The organism is Streptomyces sp. HM190, assembly GCF_009857135.1.
GTDB lineage: Bacteria > Actinomycetota > Actinomycetes > Streptomycetales > Streptomycetaceae > Streptomyces > Streptomyces heilongjiangensis.
In genome coordinates this window covers 2,495,311-2,509,139 of record NZ_CP047318.1, presented here as the reverse complement: position 1 = coordinate 2,509,139, position 13,829 = coordinate 2,495,311, and the positions used below count along the sequence as shown (strand labels likewise).

Annotated in this window: 12 protein-coding genes; 4 read left to right on the top strand and 8 right to left on the bottom strand. The window is 73.2% G+C overall.

Annotated elements, in window-relative coordinates; genetic code table 11:
- Nucleotides 1-96: 96 nt before the first annotated feature.
- From GSY65_RS10450 to GSY65_RS10435, 4 genes are all read right to left on the bottom strand, one after another.
- The gene (locus tag GSY65_RS10450; RefSeq protein ID WP_159767067.1) at nt 97-384 is read right to left on the bottom strand and encodes a hypothetical protein; all 288 of its coding nucleotides are present in this window, start codon (nt 382-384) and stop codon (nt 97-99) included.
- Nucleotides 385-419: 35 nt separating this feature from the next.
- A complete protein-coding gene (locus tag GSY65_RS10445; protein WP_159767066.1) occupies nt 420-1,430 on the bottom strand; it encodes an LLM class F420-dependent oxidoreductase in 1,011 nt (336 codons plus the stop codon).
- 115 nt (nt 1,431-1,545) lie between these two features.
- Entirely contained in the window at nt 1,546-2,382 is an 837-nt protein-coding gene (locus GSY65_RS10440) for a DUF5336 domain-containing protein (protein ID WP_159767065.1), read from the bottom strand.
- A 172-nt stretch (nt 2,383-2,554) separates the two neighbouring features.
- Nucleotides 2,555-3,556, bottom strand: coding sequence for an N-acetylmuramoyl-L-alanine amidase (locus GSY65_RS10435; protein ID WP_159767064.1), 1,002 nt, complete (start codon nt 3,554-3,556; stop codon nt 2,555-2,557).
- Between the two features lie 246 nt (nt 3,557-3,802).
- On the opposite strand from GSY65_RS10435, the gene GSY65_RS10430 reads away from it, so the two are divergent.
- A complete protein-coding gene (locus tag GSY65_RS10430; protein ID WP_201452505.1) occupies nt 3,803-5,920 on the top strand; it encodes a restriction endonuclease in 2,118 nt (705 codons plus the stop codon).
- Nucleotides 5,921-5,992: 72 nt separating this feature from the next.
- On the opposite strand, the gene GSY65_RS10425 is transcribed toward GSY65_RS10430, so the two are convergent.
- A complete protein-coding gene (locus GSY65_RS10425) occupies nt 5,993-6,643 on the bottom strand; it encodes a class I SAM-dependent methyltransferase (RefSeq protein WP_159767063.1) in 651 nt (216 codons plus the stop codon).
- 167 nt (nt 6,644-6,810) lie between these two features.
- A complete protein-coding gene (locus tag GSY65_RS10420) occupies nt 6,811-8,298 on the bottom strand; it encodes an MFS transporter (RefSeq protein ID WP_159767062.1) in 1,488 nt (495 codons plus the stop codon).
- A 346-nt stretch (nt 8,299-8,644) separates the two neighbouring features.
- Between GSY65_RS10420 and GSY65_RS10415 the strand changes: the two genes are divergently transcribed.
- From GSY65_RS10415 to GSY65_RS10405, 3 genes are all read left to right on the top strand, one after another.
- On the top strand, nt 8,645-9,505 hold the full coding sequence (locus GSY65_RS10415; RefSeq protein WP_159767061.1) for a MaoC/PaaZ C-terminal domain-containing protein: 861 nt from the start codon (nt 8,645-8,647) through the stop codon (nt 9,503-9,505).
- A gap of 93 nt (nt 9,506-9,598) precedes the next feature.
- Nucleotides 9,599-10,675 carry a Zn-dependent alcohol dehydrogenase gene (locus GSY65_RS10410; RefSeq protein ID WP_159767060.1) on the top strand — a complete coding sequence of 359 codons (1,077 nt, stop codon included), beginning with the start codon at nt 9,599-9,601 and terminating at the stop codon, nt 10,673-10,675.
- Nucleotides 10,676-10,680: 5 nt separating this feature from the next.
- Complete coding sequence (locus tag GSY65_RS10405; RefSeq protein ID WP_159767059.1) at nt 10,681-11,631, top strand: 3-oxoacyl-ACP reductase; 951 nt, start codon at nt 10,681-10,683, stop codon at nt 11,629-11,631.
- A gap of 240 nt (nt 11,632-11,871) precedes the next feature.
- Here GSY65_RS10405 and GSY65_RS33245 read toward each other — a convergent pair whose 3' ends face one another.
- Together GSY65_RS33245 and GSY65_RS10400 are read right to left on the bottom strand one after the other, a co-directional pair.
- Nucleotides 11,872-12,033 (bottom strand): hypothetical protein, encoded by a 162-nt coding sequence (locus GSY65_RS33245; RefSeq protein WP_099964147.1) that lies wholly within the window; start codon nt 12,031-12,033, stop codon nt 11,872-11,874.
- 143 nt (nt 12,034-12,176) lie between these two features.
- Nucleotides 12,177-13,610 (bottom strand): hypothetical protein, encoded by a 1,434-nt coding sequence (locus GSY65_RS10400; protein WP_236579731.1) that lies wholly within the window; start codon nt 13,608-13,610, stop codon nt 12,177-12,179.
- Nucleotides 13,611-13,829: the final 219 nt, after the last annotated feature.

Sequence of the window (13,829 nt, the reverse complement as noted above, 5' to 3'; positions counted from 1 at the left end):
TTCACGGGGCACGGGGAACCGCGCGACCAGCCCCCACTCAGCCGCAGTCACCCAGCGGCCGCAACCCACCCGCGCCGTTCCGCGAAGCCCTCGCGGTCAGTGTCGGTGCATGCGGTTCGCGATGGCGTGGCCCACGAACAGGTAGACCACGGCGGCGAGCCCGTACCCCGCGACGACCCGCGCCCACTGCTCGTCGAAGGTGAACAGGTCGTGGGACCAGCCGGCGAGCCAGCGGGCCGCGTCATGGACGAACTGCACGAAGTCGTTCGCGCCGTTCGCACCGAGCAGGTACATCACGATCCACAGGCCGAGGATGAAGGCCATCACGTCCGCGACGATCGCTATGGCCCGGCCCGCCTGGTTGGAGCCGCTGTATCGAGACATGCTTGACGGGTTGCCGCTCACGCGTGGCTGAAACCCTAGGAGTTCAGCTCGGCCAGCACCCGCAGCGTCGGCGGGTCCGGCGACACGACGAGCAGATCCGTCACCGGCCCCTTCCGCCACACCTCCAGCCGCTCGGCGATCCGCTCCCTCGGCCCCACCAGCGAGATCTCGTCGGCGAACGCGTCCGGCACCGCGAGCACGGCCTCCTCGCGACGGCCGTCGAGGAACAACGCATGGATCCGCCGGGCCTCCTCCTCGTACCCCATGCGCGCCATCAGGTCGGCGTGGAAGTTGCGTTTCGCGTGCCCCATCCCGCCGATGTAGAAGCCGAGCATGATCTTCACGGGCAGCAGCCCCTCGGCGACGTCGTCGCACAACTGCGCCCGAGCCATGGGGGCGACGAGGAACCCCTCGGGCAGAGCGCCCCACGACGCCTCGTAGACGTCCGTCCGCGCCGGCGACCAGTACAACGGCAGCCAGCCGTCCGCGATCCGCGTGGTCTGCGCGATGTTCTTCGGCCCCTCGGCGCCCAGCAGGACCGGCAGACCGGACCGGAGGGGATGCGTGATGGACTTCAGCGGCCTGCCCATGCCGCTGCCGTCCGGACCGCGGTACGGCAGCGCGTGGAACCTCCCGTCCAGCTCGACCGGGGCCTCCCGCCGCAGCACTTGCCGTACGACGTCGACGTACTCCCGCGTCGCCGTCAGCGGCGACCTCGGGAACGGCCGCCCGTACCAGCCCTCCACGACCTGCGGACCGGACAGCCCGAGCCCGAGGAGCATCCGCCCGCCGGAGAGATGGTCGAGGGTGAGCGCGTGCATGGCGGTGGTCGTCGGCGACCGCGCCGCCATCTGCGCCACGGCCGTACCGAGCTTGATCCGCGACGTGCGCGCCGCGATCCAGGTGAGCGGCGTGAACGCGTCCGACCCCCACGACTCGGCGGTCCACACCGAGTCGTACCCGAGCCGCTCCGCCTCCTGGACGAGCGGCACATGATCCGCCGATGGACCGCGCCCCCAGTACCCCAGTGCCAGACCGAGCCGCATACGCCGCCTCCTGACGCTCCGTCAGTTCAGCTGACCAGGAGGGCGACTGTACGACAACGGCCCCCCGCTCGGAAGAGCGAGGGGCCGGTCGTACGGCGAGGGGGCGGCGTCGCGCTCAGCCGCGCTGGATGCCGGAGGTGTCCTGGAGCACACCGCGGCGGCCGTCCTGGGTCTGGGCGACCAGGTGGGCACCACGCTGCTCCACCGCCAGGTACCAGGTGCCGGGGGCCAGTTCGGCGATCGTCGACTGCGAGCCGTCCTCGGCGAACAGCGGACGCGCCACGGGCACGGCGAACCAGAAGGGCGAGAAGTCACCGGCGGGCGGCTGCGGAGCGGCCTGCGCCTGCTGCGGCTGACCACCGAACGGCGTGCCCGGCTGCCCCTGCTGGGGCTGGCCCGCACCGAACGGCGCCTGGGCACCGGCACCCGGGTAGCCGTAACCACCGGGAGGCTGGGCTCCGTAGGGCTGCGGGGCCGCCGGACGCGGGGCGCCGACGAGGGCGGCCTTCAGCGCGGGGACGAGGGGGGTGGCGACGGCCGCCGCGGCCATGATCAGGGTCGCGATGAGGGCGAGGATGAGGCCGGCACCGGCGTCGGCGCTGTTGCTGCCCGAACCGCTGCCGATGTTGTCGGCGCCGCCGGCCGGGTCGAAGATGTTGCCCAGCGCGCTCCACGCGGCGAAGACGGTGAACGCGATGCCGAATTGACCGAGGTCGATCCCGGCGATCTTCGGCGCCTGCGGCAGGCCCCTGGCGATGACGATGAACGCGGCGCCGAAGAGTCCCGCCAGCACGACGCTGAGGAGCACCGGACCGCTCTCCCAGAGGTTCGGGAGTTCGAAGCTGTCGGGAACCCCGTCGAGGGAGTAGTTGTCGAGGAACGACGCGATGAACAGCAATACCGCTGCTCCGATCACGACGCCGTCGCCTCTGGTGAGGGAGCGGATATTCACTTCAGGTCCTTCGTCAGTCGTCTCGTCATCGGTGTGGAGGCGTCGCTGTTCACCATGGCGCCGACAGGCTCTGGTGCGAAGCGCGGGGGTGGCCCCTCATCGTAGGGACGACCTTATCGTCCACCCGACGTAGGCGTACGTCGGGATTGCCACGATGATCACGACTCTCCCCCTACCCGCGCAGGAAACTCACGATTCCCTCAGAGATCCCCTGCGCGGCCTTCTGCCGCCATGTGCCACTGGTCAACAGTGCCGCGTCCTTGCTATCGCGCATATTGCCGCACTCGATGAACACCTTGGGAACCGTTGACAGATTGAGACCGCCCAGGTCCTGACGTGTGACGAGACCGGTACCTCCGCCCACGTAGTTGGAGGGAGCGCTGCCCGTCTCGCGGACGAACTTGCCCGCGAGGCGTTCCCCGAGATCGCGGGAGGGGCCGACGATGGGCCGGGTGTCGGCGGAGCCCTCGTGCACCGCGCCCGGCAGGATGATGTGGAAGCCCCGGTTGCCGGCCGCCGAGCCGTCCGCGTGGATCGAGACCACCGCGTCGGCCTCCGCCGCGTTGCCGAGGCGGGCCCGTTCGTCGATGCAGGGCCCCCACTCCCGGTTGCCGTCGTGCGTGAACTTCACGGTGGCGCCCTGCTGTTCGAGGAGCGCGCGGGCCCGGCGCGAGACGTCCAGGGTGAACTCCGCCTCCGTGTAGCCGTCGTTGGTCGACGTCCCGGTGGTGTCGCACTCCTTCATCCCGGTGCCGATGTCCACCTTGCGGTTGATCTCGGCGGTGTGCCGGAAGTTCCCGGAGTTGTGGCCGGGGTCGATGACGACGACCTTGCCCTTCAGGGGCCCGTCGGCGGCGGCACCGGAGGAGGCCGTCGGGCTGGCCTTCTCGCCGTCGGCACCCTTCTTCCCGTCCTTGTCGTCCTGGCCGGCGCCGTCCTCGGAGGCGGTCGGCCCGGCGGAGGGCGTCGACGACGGGGGAGCGGTTCTCGGCTCGTCGCGCGCGGCCGCGCGCTGCGACCCGTCGTCCCCGCCGCCGGGGTCGCCGACGGCCTGCCACACCCCCCAACCGGCCACCGACCCCACCACGACGGCGGCGACGGCCACGGTCAGCGGGCGGCGCAGAGGCGAACGGCGGGGCTGGGGCGGATCGAAGTCCGGTCCTACGTACGACACGCCTGCCACCATACGGGGCGGGCCGGCGCCGGCGGCTGCACGACGCCGTACCGCCCTGTCCCGTCCCCTGTCCGCCCTCTCCCCGCCGCCCCTCCCGCCCCGTCCCGCCGCCTCGCCGCCCGGACGGGCTGTGACCGGCGGATGGGCGGACGCCCGGTCGCACGGTAGAGTCGGGCGATTACTGCTTGTCGTGGGGCAGGGCCCGGCCGGGCGGTGGCAGGGCCCTGGGGGGAGGGCCTGCAAGGAATGAGTCGTCGCTCCAACGGATTGGTCGGGGTCTGGGCCGAGGCACAGCGCCAGCAACAGCGTCAGCTGGAGGCGCGGGCCAGGCAGCAGCGGGAGTACGAGCGCCAGCAGCGCGCGTACCAGCGGGAGGTGGCCCGCAGCCACCGCGAGCAGCAGCAGGCGTACCGGCAGCAGCGTGAGGCGGAGGCCCGGCGGCGTACCGAGGAGCTGGACGCGCAGGTCGCCGCCCTCCAGGGGCTGCTGGCCGCCGGCTGCCGGGCCCCGGCGTTCCGCGCCGCCTCCCTCACCCGCTCCGAACGGCTGGAACCCTTCGCGCCCGGCGTGCTCGCCCAGCCGGTGCCCATGCCGGACCCCGCCCACTACCAGGCCCAGGGCGGCTGGACCGCCGGCCGGCGGGCCCAGGCGCAGGCCGAGGCGCGGGCCCGCTTCGAGCAGGACTGGCAGGCGGCCCAGGCGGCGGAGGCGCAGCGGCAGCGCCAGCTCGCCCAGTACCAGCGGCAGTACCAGCAGTGGGCGGACGGGCAACGCGCCGAGATCCGCCGGCACAACGCGGGCGTCGCCGAGATGACGACGGCCCTGCGCGCCGGCAGCGACCCCGAGGCCGCCGTCGCGTACTTCTCCGCCGCGCTCTACGCCTCTGCGGCCTGGCCCGAGGGCTTCCCCCGCCAGGTCTCCGCCGCGTACGACGCGGCCGCCCGCGAACTCGTCCTCGACTGGGAGCTGCCCCGCTTCGACGTGGTCCCCGAGACGAAGTCCGTGCGCTACCTGTACAACGCCGACCAGGACAAGGAGACGGCCCGGCCCGTCACCCAGCGGCGCGCCCTCTACCGGGACGTCCTCGCCAGTTGCGTCCTGCTCGTGCTGCACGACCTCTTCGCGGCCGACGAGTTCGGCGCCCTGGAGACGGTCACCCTGAACGGGTTCGTCGACGACCACGACCCGGCGACCGGCCGGCGCGCGCAGATCGTCCTCGCGAGCGTCATGGCGCCGCGCGCGGTGTTCACCGGCCTGAACCTGGAGCAGGTCAGCGCCGTCGACTGCCTGCTCGACGGGCTCCGCGGCCAGTTGTCCGCCAAGCCCGACCAGCGCACCGCCGTACGGCCCGGCCGCCGGCCCGCCGACGTCGGCAACGGTGTCGTCACGCACGGCGGCGACGAGGAGCCGGACCTGCTGGAGATGGACCCCGTCGCCTTCGAGGCGCTGGTCGCCGAACTCTTCCAGGCCATGGGGATGCAGGCGGTCACCACCCAGCGTTCCAACGACGGCGGGGTCGACGTCGACGCACTCGACCCGGCGCCGATCCGCGGCGGCAAGATCGTCGTGCAGGTCAAGCGCTACCGCAACACCGTCCCGCCGACGGCCGTCCGGGACCTGTACGGCACCGTGCAGCACGCGGGCGCCAACAAGGGCGTCCTGGTGACGACGTCCAAGTTCGGCCCCGGCTCACACACCTTCGCGAACGGCAAACCGCTCGAACTCGTCTCCGGCAGCGAACTCGTCGACCTGCTGCACCGGCACGGGCTGCGCGGTCGCCTGGGTACGGGCGGTGGGCGCGCCGTCCCCGCCCAGCGGACGGCGCCCGACCCCCGCCAGGCACTGGCCACGGCCCCGGACACCCCGCCGGGCGACGCCGACGACCACAGTGTGCTCGGCATGGGCTGGAGCGGCACCGTCGCCCTGGACGTGTGCGCGCTCGTCTGCCACGGCAACCGGGTGCTCAGCGACGACCACTTCGTCTTCTACAACAACCCGCGCACCCCCGACGGCACGGTCCGCGCGCTTCCTCCCGCGGCACCGGACAAGGCCGCGATCCGGGTCTCCTTCGACGCGCTGCCCGCCGAGGCCGACCGGCTCGTCCTCGTGGCGGCGATCGACCCGGCCGTGAACCCCGAGGCCGACCTGTCCGGTTTCACCGACGCCCGCATCCGGCTCCTGGACGCGTCCCGCACCGAACAGGGCCGGCTCGACGTCTCCGACGGCCGTCCGGGCGAGACGGCCCTGGTCCTCGGCTCCTTCCGCCGCCGCGCGGGCGGCGACTGGGACTTCGTCCTGGGAGGGAAGGGCTATCGGGGCGGCCTGGAGGAGCTGGTCCAGGACTACGGGATCGAGGTGGCGTAGACGACGGGGGCGGTGCCGATGCGGACGCTGCCGGGCGGTCCCGTCGCTGCCGGGGGCGGCGCGCGTCGGCCGTCAGACGCCGGCGGCCACGCGCCGCAGCACCCGTAGTGATTCCGTCGCCGAGACCTCCGTGAAGGCACCCGAGGCGAGGGCCCGCAGGTAGACGCGGTACGGGGCCTGGCCGGTGAACTCGTCGACCGGGTCGGGGAACACGTCGTGGATGACGAGCAGGCCGCCGTCGGCGACATGCGGGGCCCAGCCCTCGTAGTCTGCGGTGGCGTGCTCGTCGGTGTGGCCGCCGTCGACGAAGACGAGGGCGAGGGGCGAGTTCCAGACCTTCGCCACCTGCGGGGAGCGGCCCACGAGGGCGATCACGTGCTCCTCCAGACCCGCCCGGTGCAGGGTGCGGCGGAACGTGGGCAGCGTGTCCATCAGCCCGATCTCGGGATCGACGGTCTCCGGGTCGTGGTACTCCCAGCCCGGCTGCTGCTCCTCGCTGCCCCGGTGGTGGTCGACCGTGATCGCCGTGACGCCCGCCTCGCGCGCCGCGTCCGCGAGGAGGATCGTCGAGCGTCCGCAGTACGTGCCGACCTCCAGCAGCGGCAGGCCCAGACGCCCCGCCTCCACGGCCGCCGCGTACAGGGCCAGCCCCTCGCCCACGGGCATGAACCCCTTGGCCGACTCGAACGCGGCGAGGATCTCCGGCTTGGGGGCCGCGGGCATGGGGTCCTCCGTGGTGGCGTGGGCGGGCGCGGGGGTCGTACCGGCGACCAGGGCCGTACGAACCGGGGCCCCATGCTGCCATGCGGTCCGTCGGCGGCGTCAGCACACCCGGCGCCTCACCGGCTCGGCGGCGTCAGCACACCCGGCGCCTCACCGGCTCGGCGGCGTCAGGACACCCGCTCGACCGGGCGTTCGACGGCCGCCTTGTCGTCCGTGCTGCTCGCCAGGAGGGTCGGGCCCGTCACGGGACGGCGGCCGGGGAGGAACACGGCGAGGAGGATGCCGACGGCGACCGCGGCGGTGGCGATCAGGAACGAGACCCGGAAGCCGTGCAGGGTGGGGATCGCGACCCCGCCCGCGTGGTGCGCGGTGTTGGCGAGCACCATGCCGATGACGGCGCTCGACACGGACGTGCCGATGGAGCGCATGAGGGTGTTGAGGCCGTTCGCGGCGCCCGTCTCGGAGGGGGCGACGGCGCCGACGATCAGCGCGGGCAGCGAGGAGTAGGCGAGGCCGATGCCCGTGCCGAGGACCACCGACACCACCACCGTCTGCCAGGCGGCGCTCATCAGCCCGAGGCCCGCGCCGTAGCCGACCGCGATGATCAGCAGGCCGAGGATGAGGGTGCTCTTGGGGCCGTACCTGGCGGAGAGCCGCGCGTAGACGGGCGCGGTGAACATCATCGTCAGGCCGAGCGGCGCCACGCACAGGCCCGCGACGACCATCGACTGGCCGAGCCCGTAGCCGGTGGCGGTGGGCAGCTGGAGGAGCTGCGGCAGGACCAGGGAGACGACGTAGAAGGAGACGCCGACCATGATCGACGCGAGGTTGGTGAGGAGCACCTCGCGGCGGGCGGTCGTGCGGAGGTCCACCAGCGGCGCGGCGATGCGCAGCTCCAGGACGCCCCACAGGAGCAGCACCAGGGCCGACGCGGCGAACAGGCCGAGCGTGGTCGGGGCGGTCCAGCCCCAGTCGCTGCCCTTGGTGATCGGCAGGAGGAACAGGACCAGGCCGGCGGAGAGACCGAGCGCGCCCAGGAGGTCGAAGGAGCCCGCCGCCCGCGTCCTCGTCTCCGGCACGGCGACGAGGGTGAGGACGATGGAGAGGACGCCGAGGCCGGCCGCGCCGAAGAAGAGGACGTGCCAGTCGGTGTTCTGGGCGACGGCCGCGGCCAGCGGCAGGGCGAGTCCACCGCCGACGCCGATGGACGAGCTCATCAGCGCCATCGCGGAGCCGAGGCGTTCGCGGGGCAGCTCGTCCCGCATCAGGCCGATGCCCAGCGGGATCGCGCCCATGGCGAAGCCCTGGAGCGTGCGGCCCACGATCATCGGGACCAGGGCGCTGGTGAAGCCGCTGATCAGCGCGCCGACCACCATCACCGCCAGGCTGGCGAGCAGCATCCGGCGCTTGCCGTGGAGGTCGCCGAGACGGCCCATGATCGGGGTGGCCACGGCACCCGAGAGAAGCGTGGAGGTCAGGACCCAGGTGGCGTTGCCGGGGGTGGTGTCGAGGAGCTGGGGGAGATCCTTGATCACCGGGACCAGCAGGGTCTGCATCACCGCGACCACGATGCCCGCGAAGGCCAGTACGGGAACGATCCCGCCGTTCGTTCTCGCGGCGGGCTCGTGGGCGACGGGTGGGTGCGGATGCGTCATCGAGGGGGGCCTCCTGGCCGGACGAGGGTGCGTGACAGCTGAACCTCGTCGACCAGGGCAACTATTCCGATGGTGCGCGAGGCCAGGGAAGTCTTGACCGGCCCATGGGAATGTGATCATCCGTCAGCTCGCCGGTGCGGCGGCGCGGCCCTCCGGTGGCCCCTCCGGTTGTCTGACACAGTGTCAGGAGTCTTCACAAGTGCACGTGCCTCGGCTATACAGAGGGTCGCCGGACTGGAACGCGTTCTAGAAGGGCGGGTTCCGGACCCCTGTGACGACCTCGGCGCGGCCGCTGGTGCGGACGGTCGTGCCGAGGTTCCGAGGTTCTTCCGAGAACAGGAGCCCCATGCCCATCGACGCAGCCAAGGCCCTCGCGGCCGAGCCCCGTTCCGCCGAGATCGCCTGGACCCGCAAGGACGTCCTGCTCTACCACCTCGGTGTCGGCGCCGGCGTTCCCGCGACCGACCCCGCCGAGCTGCGCTACACCCTGGAGCCCCGGCTGCACGTCCTGCCGAGCTTCGCCACCGTCGCGGGCGCCGGCTCACCGGACGTCATCGGAGGCCTGAACGCCCCGGGGGTGGACGTCGACCTCGCCAAGGTCCTGCACGGCGGCCAGCGCGTCGCCCTGCACCGGCCGCTCCCCGTCGAGGGCCGGGCGACCGCGACCTCCCGGGTCGCGGCGGTCTACGACAAGGGAAAGGCCGCCGTGCTCGTGATGCGCACCGACGTCGCCGACACCGACGGCCCGCTGTGGACGAACGAGGCCCAGATCTTCGTCCGCGGCGAGGGCGGCTGGGGCGGCGAACGGGGCCCCTCCGCCCGCCGGGAACCGCCGTCCACCGCCCCCGACAAGGAGGTCGAGCGCGTCGTACGCGAGGACCAGGCGCTGCTCTACCGCCTCTCCGGCGACTGGAACCCGCTGCACGCCGACCCGGAGTTCGCCGCCCGCGCCGGGTTCGACCGGCCGATCCTGCACGGGCTGTGCACGTACGGGATCACGCTCAAGGCCGTCGTGGACACGGTGCTCGACGGGGAGGTCGCCCGGGTCCGCGCGTACGGCACCCGCTTCGCGGGAGTCGTCTTCCCGGGGGAGACCCTCCGCATCCGGATGTGGCGGCCGGACGACCGCTCGGTGCGGGTCGCGGTGAGCGCCGTCGACCGGGACGACGCGCCGGTGCTGGCGGACACCGTCGTCGAGCACGAATGACCAGCTCAGCACAGTCGTACGTCATGTACGCCGGACAGGTTCAGCACTCCTGACGGGGCACTGCCGGCGGGTACTCCTGAGGGGAGCCGCACCATGCGCGCAGCCGTACTGCACGAGATCGGCCAGGACAAACTGGAGGTCCTCGACGACGTCGAGACGGCGGGCTTCGGGCCGGGCAGGGTGAGGATCCGGGTACGGGCCACCGGGCTGTGCCACTCGGACCTGTCCGCGATGGCCGGGGTGCTGCCGCAGCCGGGCCCGTTCGTCCCCGGACACGAGGGCGCCGGCGAGATCCTGGAGGTCGGGGAGGGCGTCAGCGGCCTGAAGCCCGGCGACCGCGTCGTCGTCTGCTGGCTGCCGGCCTGCGGCAGCTGCCCCGCCTGCAAGCGCGGCCAGACCCAGCTGTGCCTCGCCGGGTTCCTCAACGCCGGCACCCCCAACTTCAGACGTCCCTCCGGTGACGTCTTCGGCTTCGCGGGCACCGGCACGTTCGCCGAGGAGGTCGTCGTCGACGCCGGGTGCGCCGTGCCGATCCCCGACGACGTGCCGTTCGACGTCGCCGCCCTCATCGGCTGCGGGGTCACCACCGGGCTCGGCGCGGCCCTCAACACCGCCGACGTGGAGGCCGGTGCCTCGGTCGCCGTCATCGGCTGCGGCGGTGTCGGCATCTCGGCGATCCAGGGCGCCCGGCTCAAGGGCGCCGCCGAGATCGTCGCCGTCGACCCGGTGGCCGCACGCCGTGCGGCGGCCCTCGGGTTCGGCGCCACCAAGGCGGTCTCCCCGGAGGAACTGGCCGAGGCCAAGCAGTCCGTCACCGGCGGCGAGGGCTTCGACTACGTCTTCGAGGTCGTCGGCCGCTCGGCCACCGCCCGCACCGCGTACGAGAACACCCGGCGCGGCGGGACCCTCGTCGTCGTCGGCGCGGGCGCCATGGACGACTTCCTGCAGCTCAGCATGTTCGAGCTGTTCTTCGACGAGAAGCGCATCCTGCCCTCCATGTACGGCGGCGGCGACGTCCTGCGCTCCTACGAGCGGGCCATCGCCCTGTGGCGGGCCGGCCGCATCGACCTGGAGGGCCTCATCACCCACCGGGTCCCCCTCGCCGACATCAACGAGGCGCTGGACCAGATGCGCACGGGTGCCGCGCTGCGCACCTGCATAGAGATCTGACCGCCATGTCATCGCCACTGGAGGGACTGTCGGCGATCGTCACCGGCGCGGGCCGGGGTCTCGGCCGGGCCGAGGCGCTGGAGCTGGCCCGGCTCGGCGCGGCCGTCGTCGTCAACGACTACGGGCAGCCGGGCCGGGACGGCAGCGGCGGCGCGTCCACCGGACCCGCCGAGGAGGTCGCGGCGGAGATACGGGCCGCGGGCGGCCACGCCCTCGCCCACACCGGTGACGTCTCCGACCACCGCCAGGCGCGCGAACTGGTCGAGTCGGCGGTCGGCGCGTTCGGGAAGCTGGACATCCTGGTCAACAACGCGGGCATCCTGCGCGACCGGATGGTCTTCTCGATGTCCGAGGACGAGTGGGACTCGGTGATCCGGGTCCACCTCAAGGGCCACTTCAACACCACCCGCTTCGCGTCCGCGCACTGGCGGGAGAGGTCGAAGGCGGCCGGTGCGCCGGTGTACGGGCGGATCGTGAACACGTCGTCGGAGGCGTTCCTCGCCGGTTCGGCCGGTCAGCCCAACTACGCCGCGGCCAAGGGCGGGATCGTCGGCCTGACCACGTCCTCGGCGCAGGCGCTCGCCCGGTACGGCGTCACGGCGAACGTGATCTGCCCCCGCGCGCGGACCCGGATGACGGAGGACGTGTTCGCCGGCCTCGCCCGCCCCGCACAGGGCCCCGACCCGCTCGCTCCCGAGCATGTCGCCCCGCTCGTCGGCTACTTGGCCTCGCCCGCCGCCGGACACGTCAACGGACAGCTCCTCGTCGTCCACGGCGGCATGGTCGCGGTCGTCGAACGCCCGCGGGTGCGGGCGCAGTTCGACACCAAGCAGGACGTGTTCACCTACGACGAACTGGACGGCCTGCTCACCCCGTACTACGCCGACCGCCCCCAGGGGGAGACCTTCGCGGCGACGGAGGTGCTGGGGCTGCGCAGGCGCGACCGCGCCGACTGACCGGCCGCGCCGCGACGGCCCGCCCCGCGCATCGGCCCGCCCCGCGCATCGGCCCCGTGCGACAGTCCCACGCGACGGCCCCGCCCCCCTTGGTGACGGGGGCGGGGCCGGGTGTGGCGGTGGTGATGCGGTGAGCGGTCCGGTGTCGGATTGACGTTTCTTCATATCGACGGTCCGGACCGGCCGTAGAAGCACCGCAGGCACACCGGAGAGGTGCCGGAAAGGACTTGTGCCGCGGTGTCAGGCGGCCGTCGTCGTCTCCGCCTGCTCGACCGGCTTGCGGTGACGCCCGCGAGGCGTCGTCTCGGCGTCGTGGGCCGAGATCTGGCCCCGGTGCCTGCCATGGCCTTCCGCCTCGTGGGGGTCGGCAGTGGGCGGCTGAGTGATGTGTGCGTCGCTCATGGAAAGTGTTCCCCGTCGGCATGATCTTCTGACAGGCGGGTGAGTTTATCGGGCTTCGGCACACGATCCGAAGGCGCCCAAGGGCGTGTCGGCCTCCGCCGTGACGCCTTGGCCGAAACTCGCACGGGCCCGGCGCGGGCGCCTCACCCGACGGTCACCTCCTCGCTCACCCGCCCTATGAGCGGCGCCTGTTGCAAGGGCACCGGCCGGGCGGCGACGGCGAGCCCGCCCACCGGCGCACGCTCGGCTCCGGGAGGCAGGCCCGCGACGCCCGCCCCGTCCGAGGGACCGGGCGTACCGGGCGCGCCCGGGGTGTCCGGCGCGCCGTACGCACCCGCCGACGCCCCCGCGCCCACCGACACCACCCCCCGCGCATCCTCGTGCGCCGGTTCCCCGAGTGCCGCTCCCACACGTGCCGTTCCCCCATGTGCCGTTGCCTCGTGCGCCGTTGTCTCGTGCGCCGGTTCACAGGTGTCCGGCTCGTCCCCCCACGGCACCCCGACCCGTGCCACCCCGCACCCCACCGCCCCGGTGGCATACGGCAGGTGCAGCACTCCGTCCCTGGTCCACAGGCCGGCCCCCGTCAGCCATCCCTCGGGGGCGGGCAGATGGTGGACCTGCCGGGAGGCCGGGCGCCACAGGCCGACCCAGCTGTCGCGGGCGCCGTCCACGCGGAGCGCGACCGCGCAGCTCTCCGGGGTCAGGATCTGGCCCGGCTGGATGGCGAAGGGGGTCATGCGGTGGCCGTCGGGGACCCGCAGGCACTCGGGGAAGCGGACCGGCAGGGTGCTGCCCAGCACGCCCCAGCCGAGCCGGTCACGGCCGGGCGAGGGCGCGTCCGAACTGATCAGCAGCAGCCCGCTGTCGGGGTCGGCCAGCAGCAGCCGGTCGTCGCTGTCGTCGGCGATCTGGAGGAGGGGCGTGACCTCGCCCCGCTCCAGGTCCACCACGACCGTCTTCGTCCGGCCGTCCGACTCCCGGTCCAGGGCGAGCAGCCGGCCCGCCCCGTCCAGCCAGACCCCGCCCGAGCACCGCCCCGCAACCTCCGCCACCCGCTCCGGCCCGAACGCTCCGCCCGCCACCAGCCACACCGCCGTCGAGCTCGGGCCCACGGCGAGGGCGTACGCCCACTCCCCGCACGGGCCGGGCGGCAGCAGCCGCAGCTCGGTGGAGGGGTCCAGGCACTCGACGGCGCCGAGGAGCAGTTCGCCGGTGCCGGGGCCGGTCGGGTAGAGGAGCGAGAACAGATGCCGCTCGGCGGCCGGTCGGTGGATGAGGACCCGGCCGTCGGTCAGGGGGAGGACCTCGGTGCCGGGCTCCTCGGGCTGGTTGGCGGGCAGCGGCACGGCGTACGGCTCGGGACCGTCCAGGGTCCAGCGCTCGGGGAACCAGGCGTCGTCCCCGGCGAGGGCGAGACGTGCCCCGTAGCTCCCGTCCGCGGTGATCACGCAGCCGGGCGGTGACGCGGACCGCGTCCGCGCCCCGTCGCCCAGGGCGCCTTCCTCGCTGTCGTCGTGCCCCTGTCCCGCCTCGTTCCCGTGGCCCGTCGTGGGGGATGGGGATGCGCAGGCCGTCATCGTTCGATCACCTCCGGCCACGAAGCTAGTTTTCGCACGCACAGACGTGGGACAACCGGGCTTCCCCTTCACACATAAGGGTGCTCGTCCCGCGATTCACCTGAGGGAACGGCGAGACATGTGCTGACGACAGCCTCCGGGGGCGCGGACGGACGCCCGGGGAGCGGGTCGCGACGGGGGCGGGGAGCGTCCGGCGAGGCGGGTGGGGAGCGGACGGCG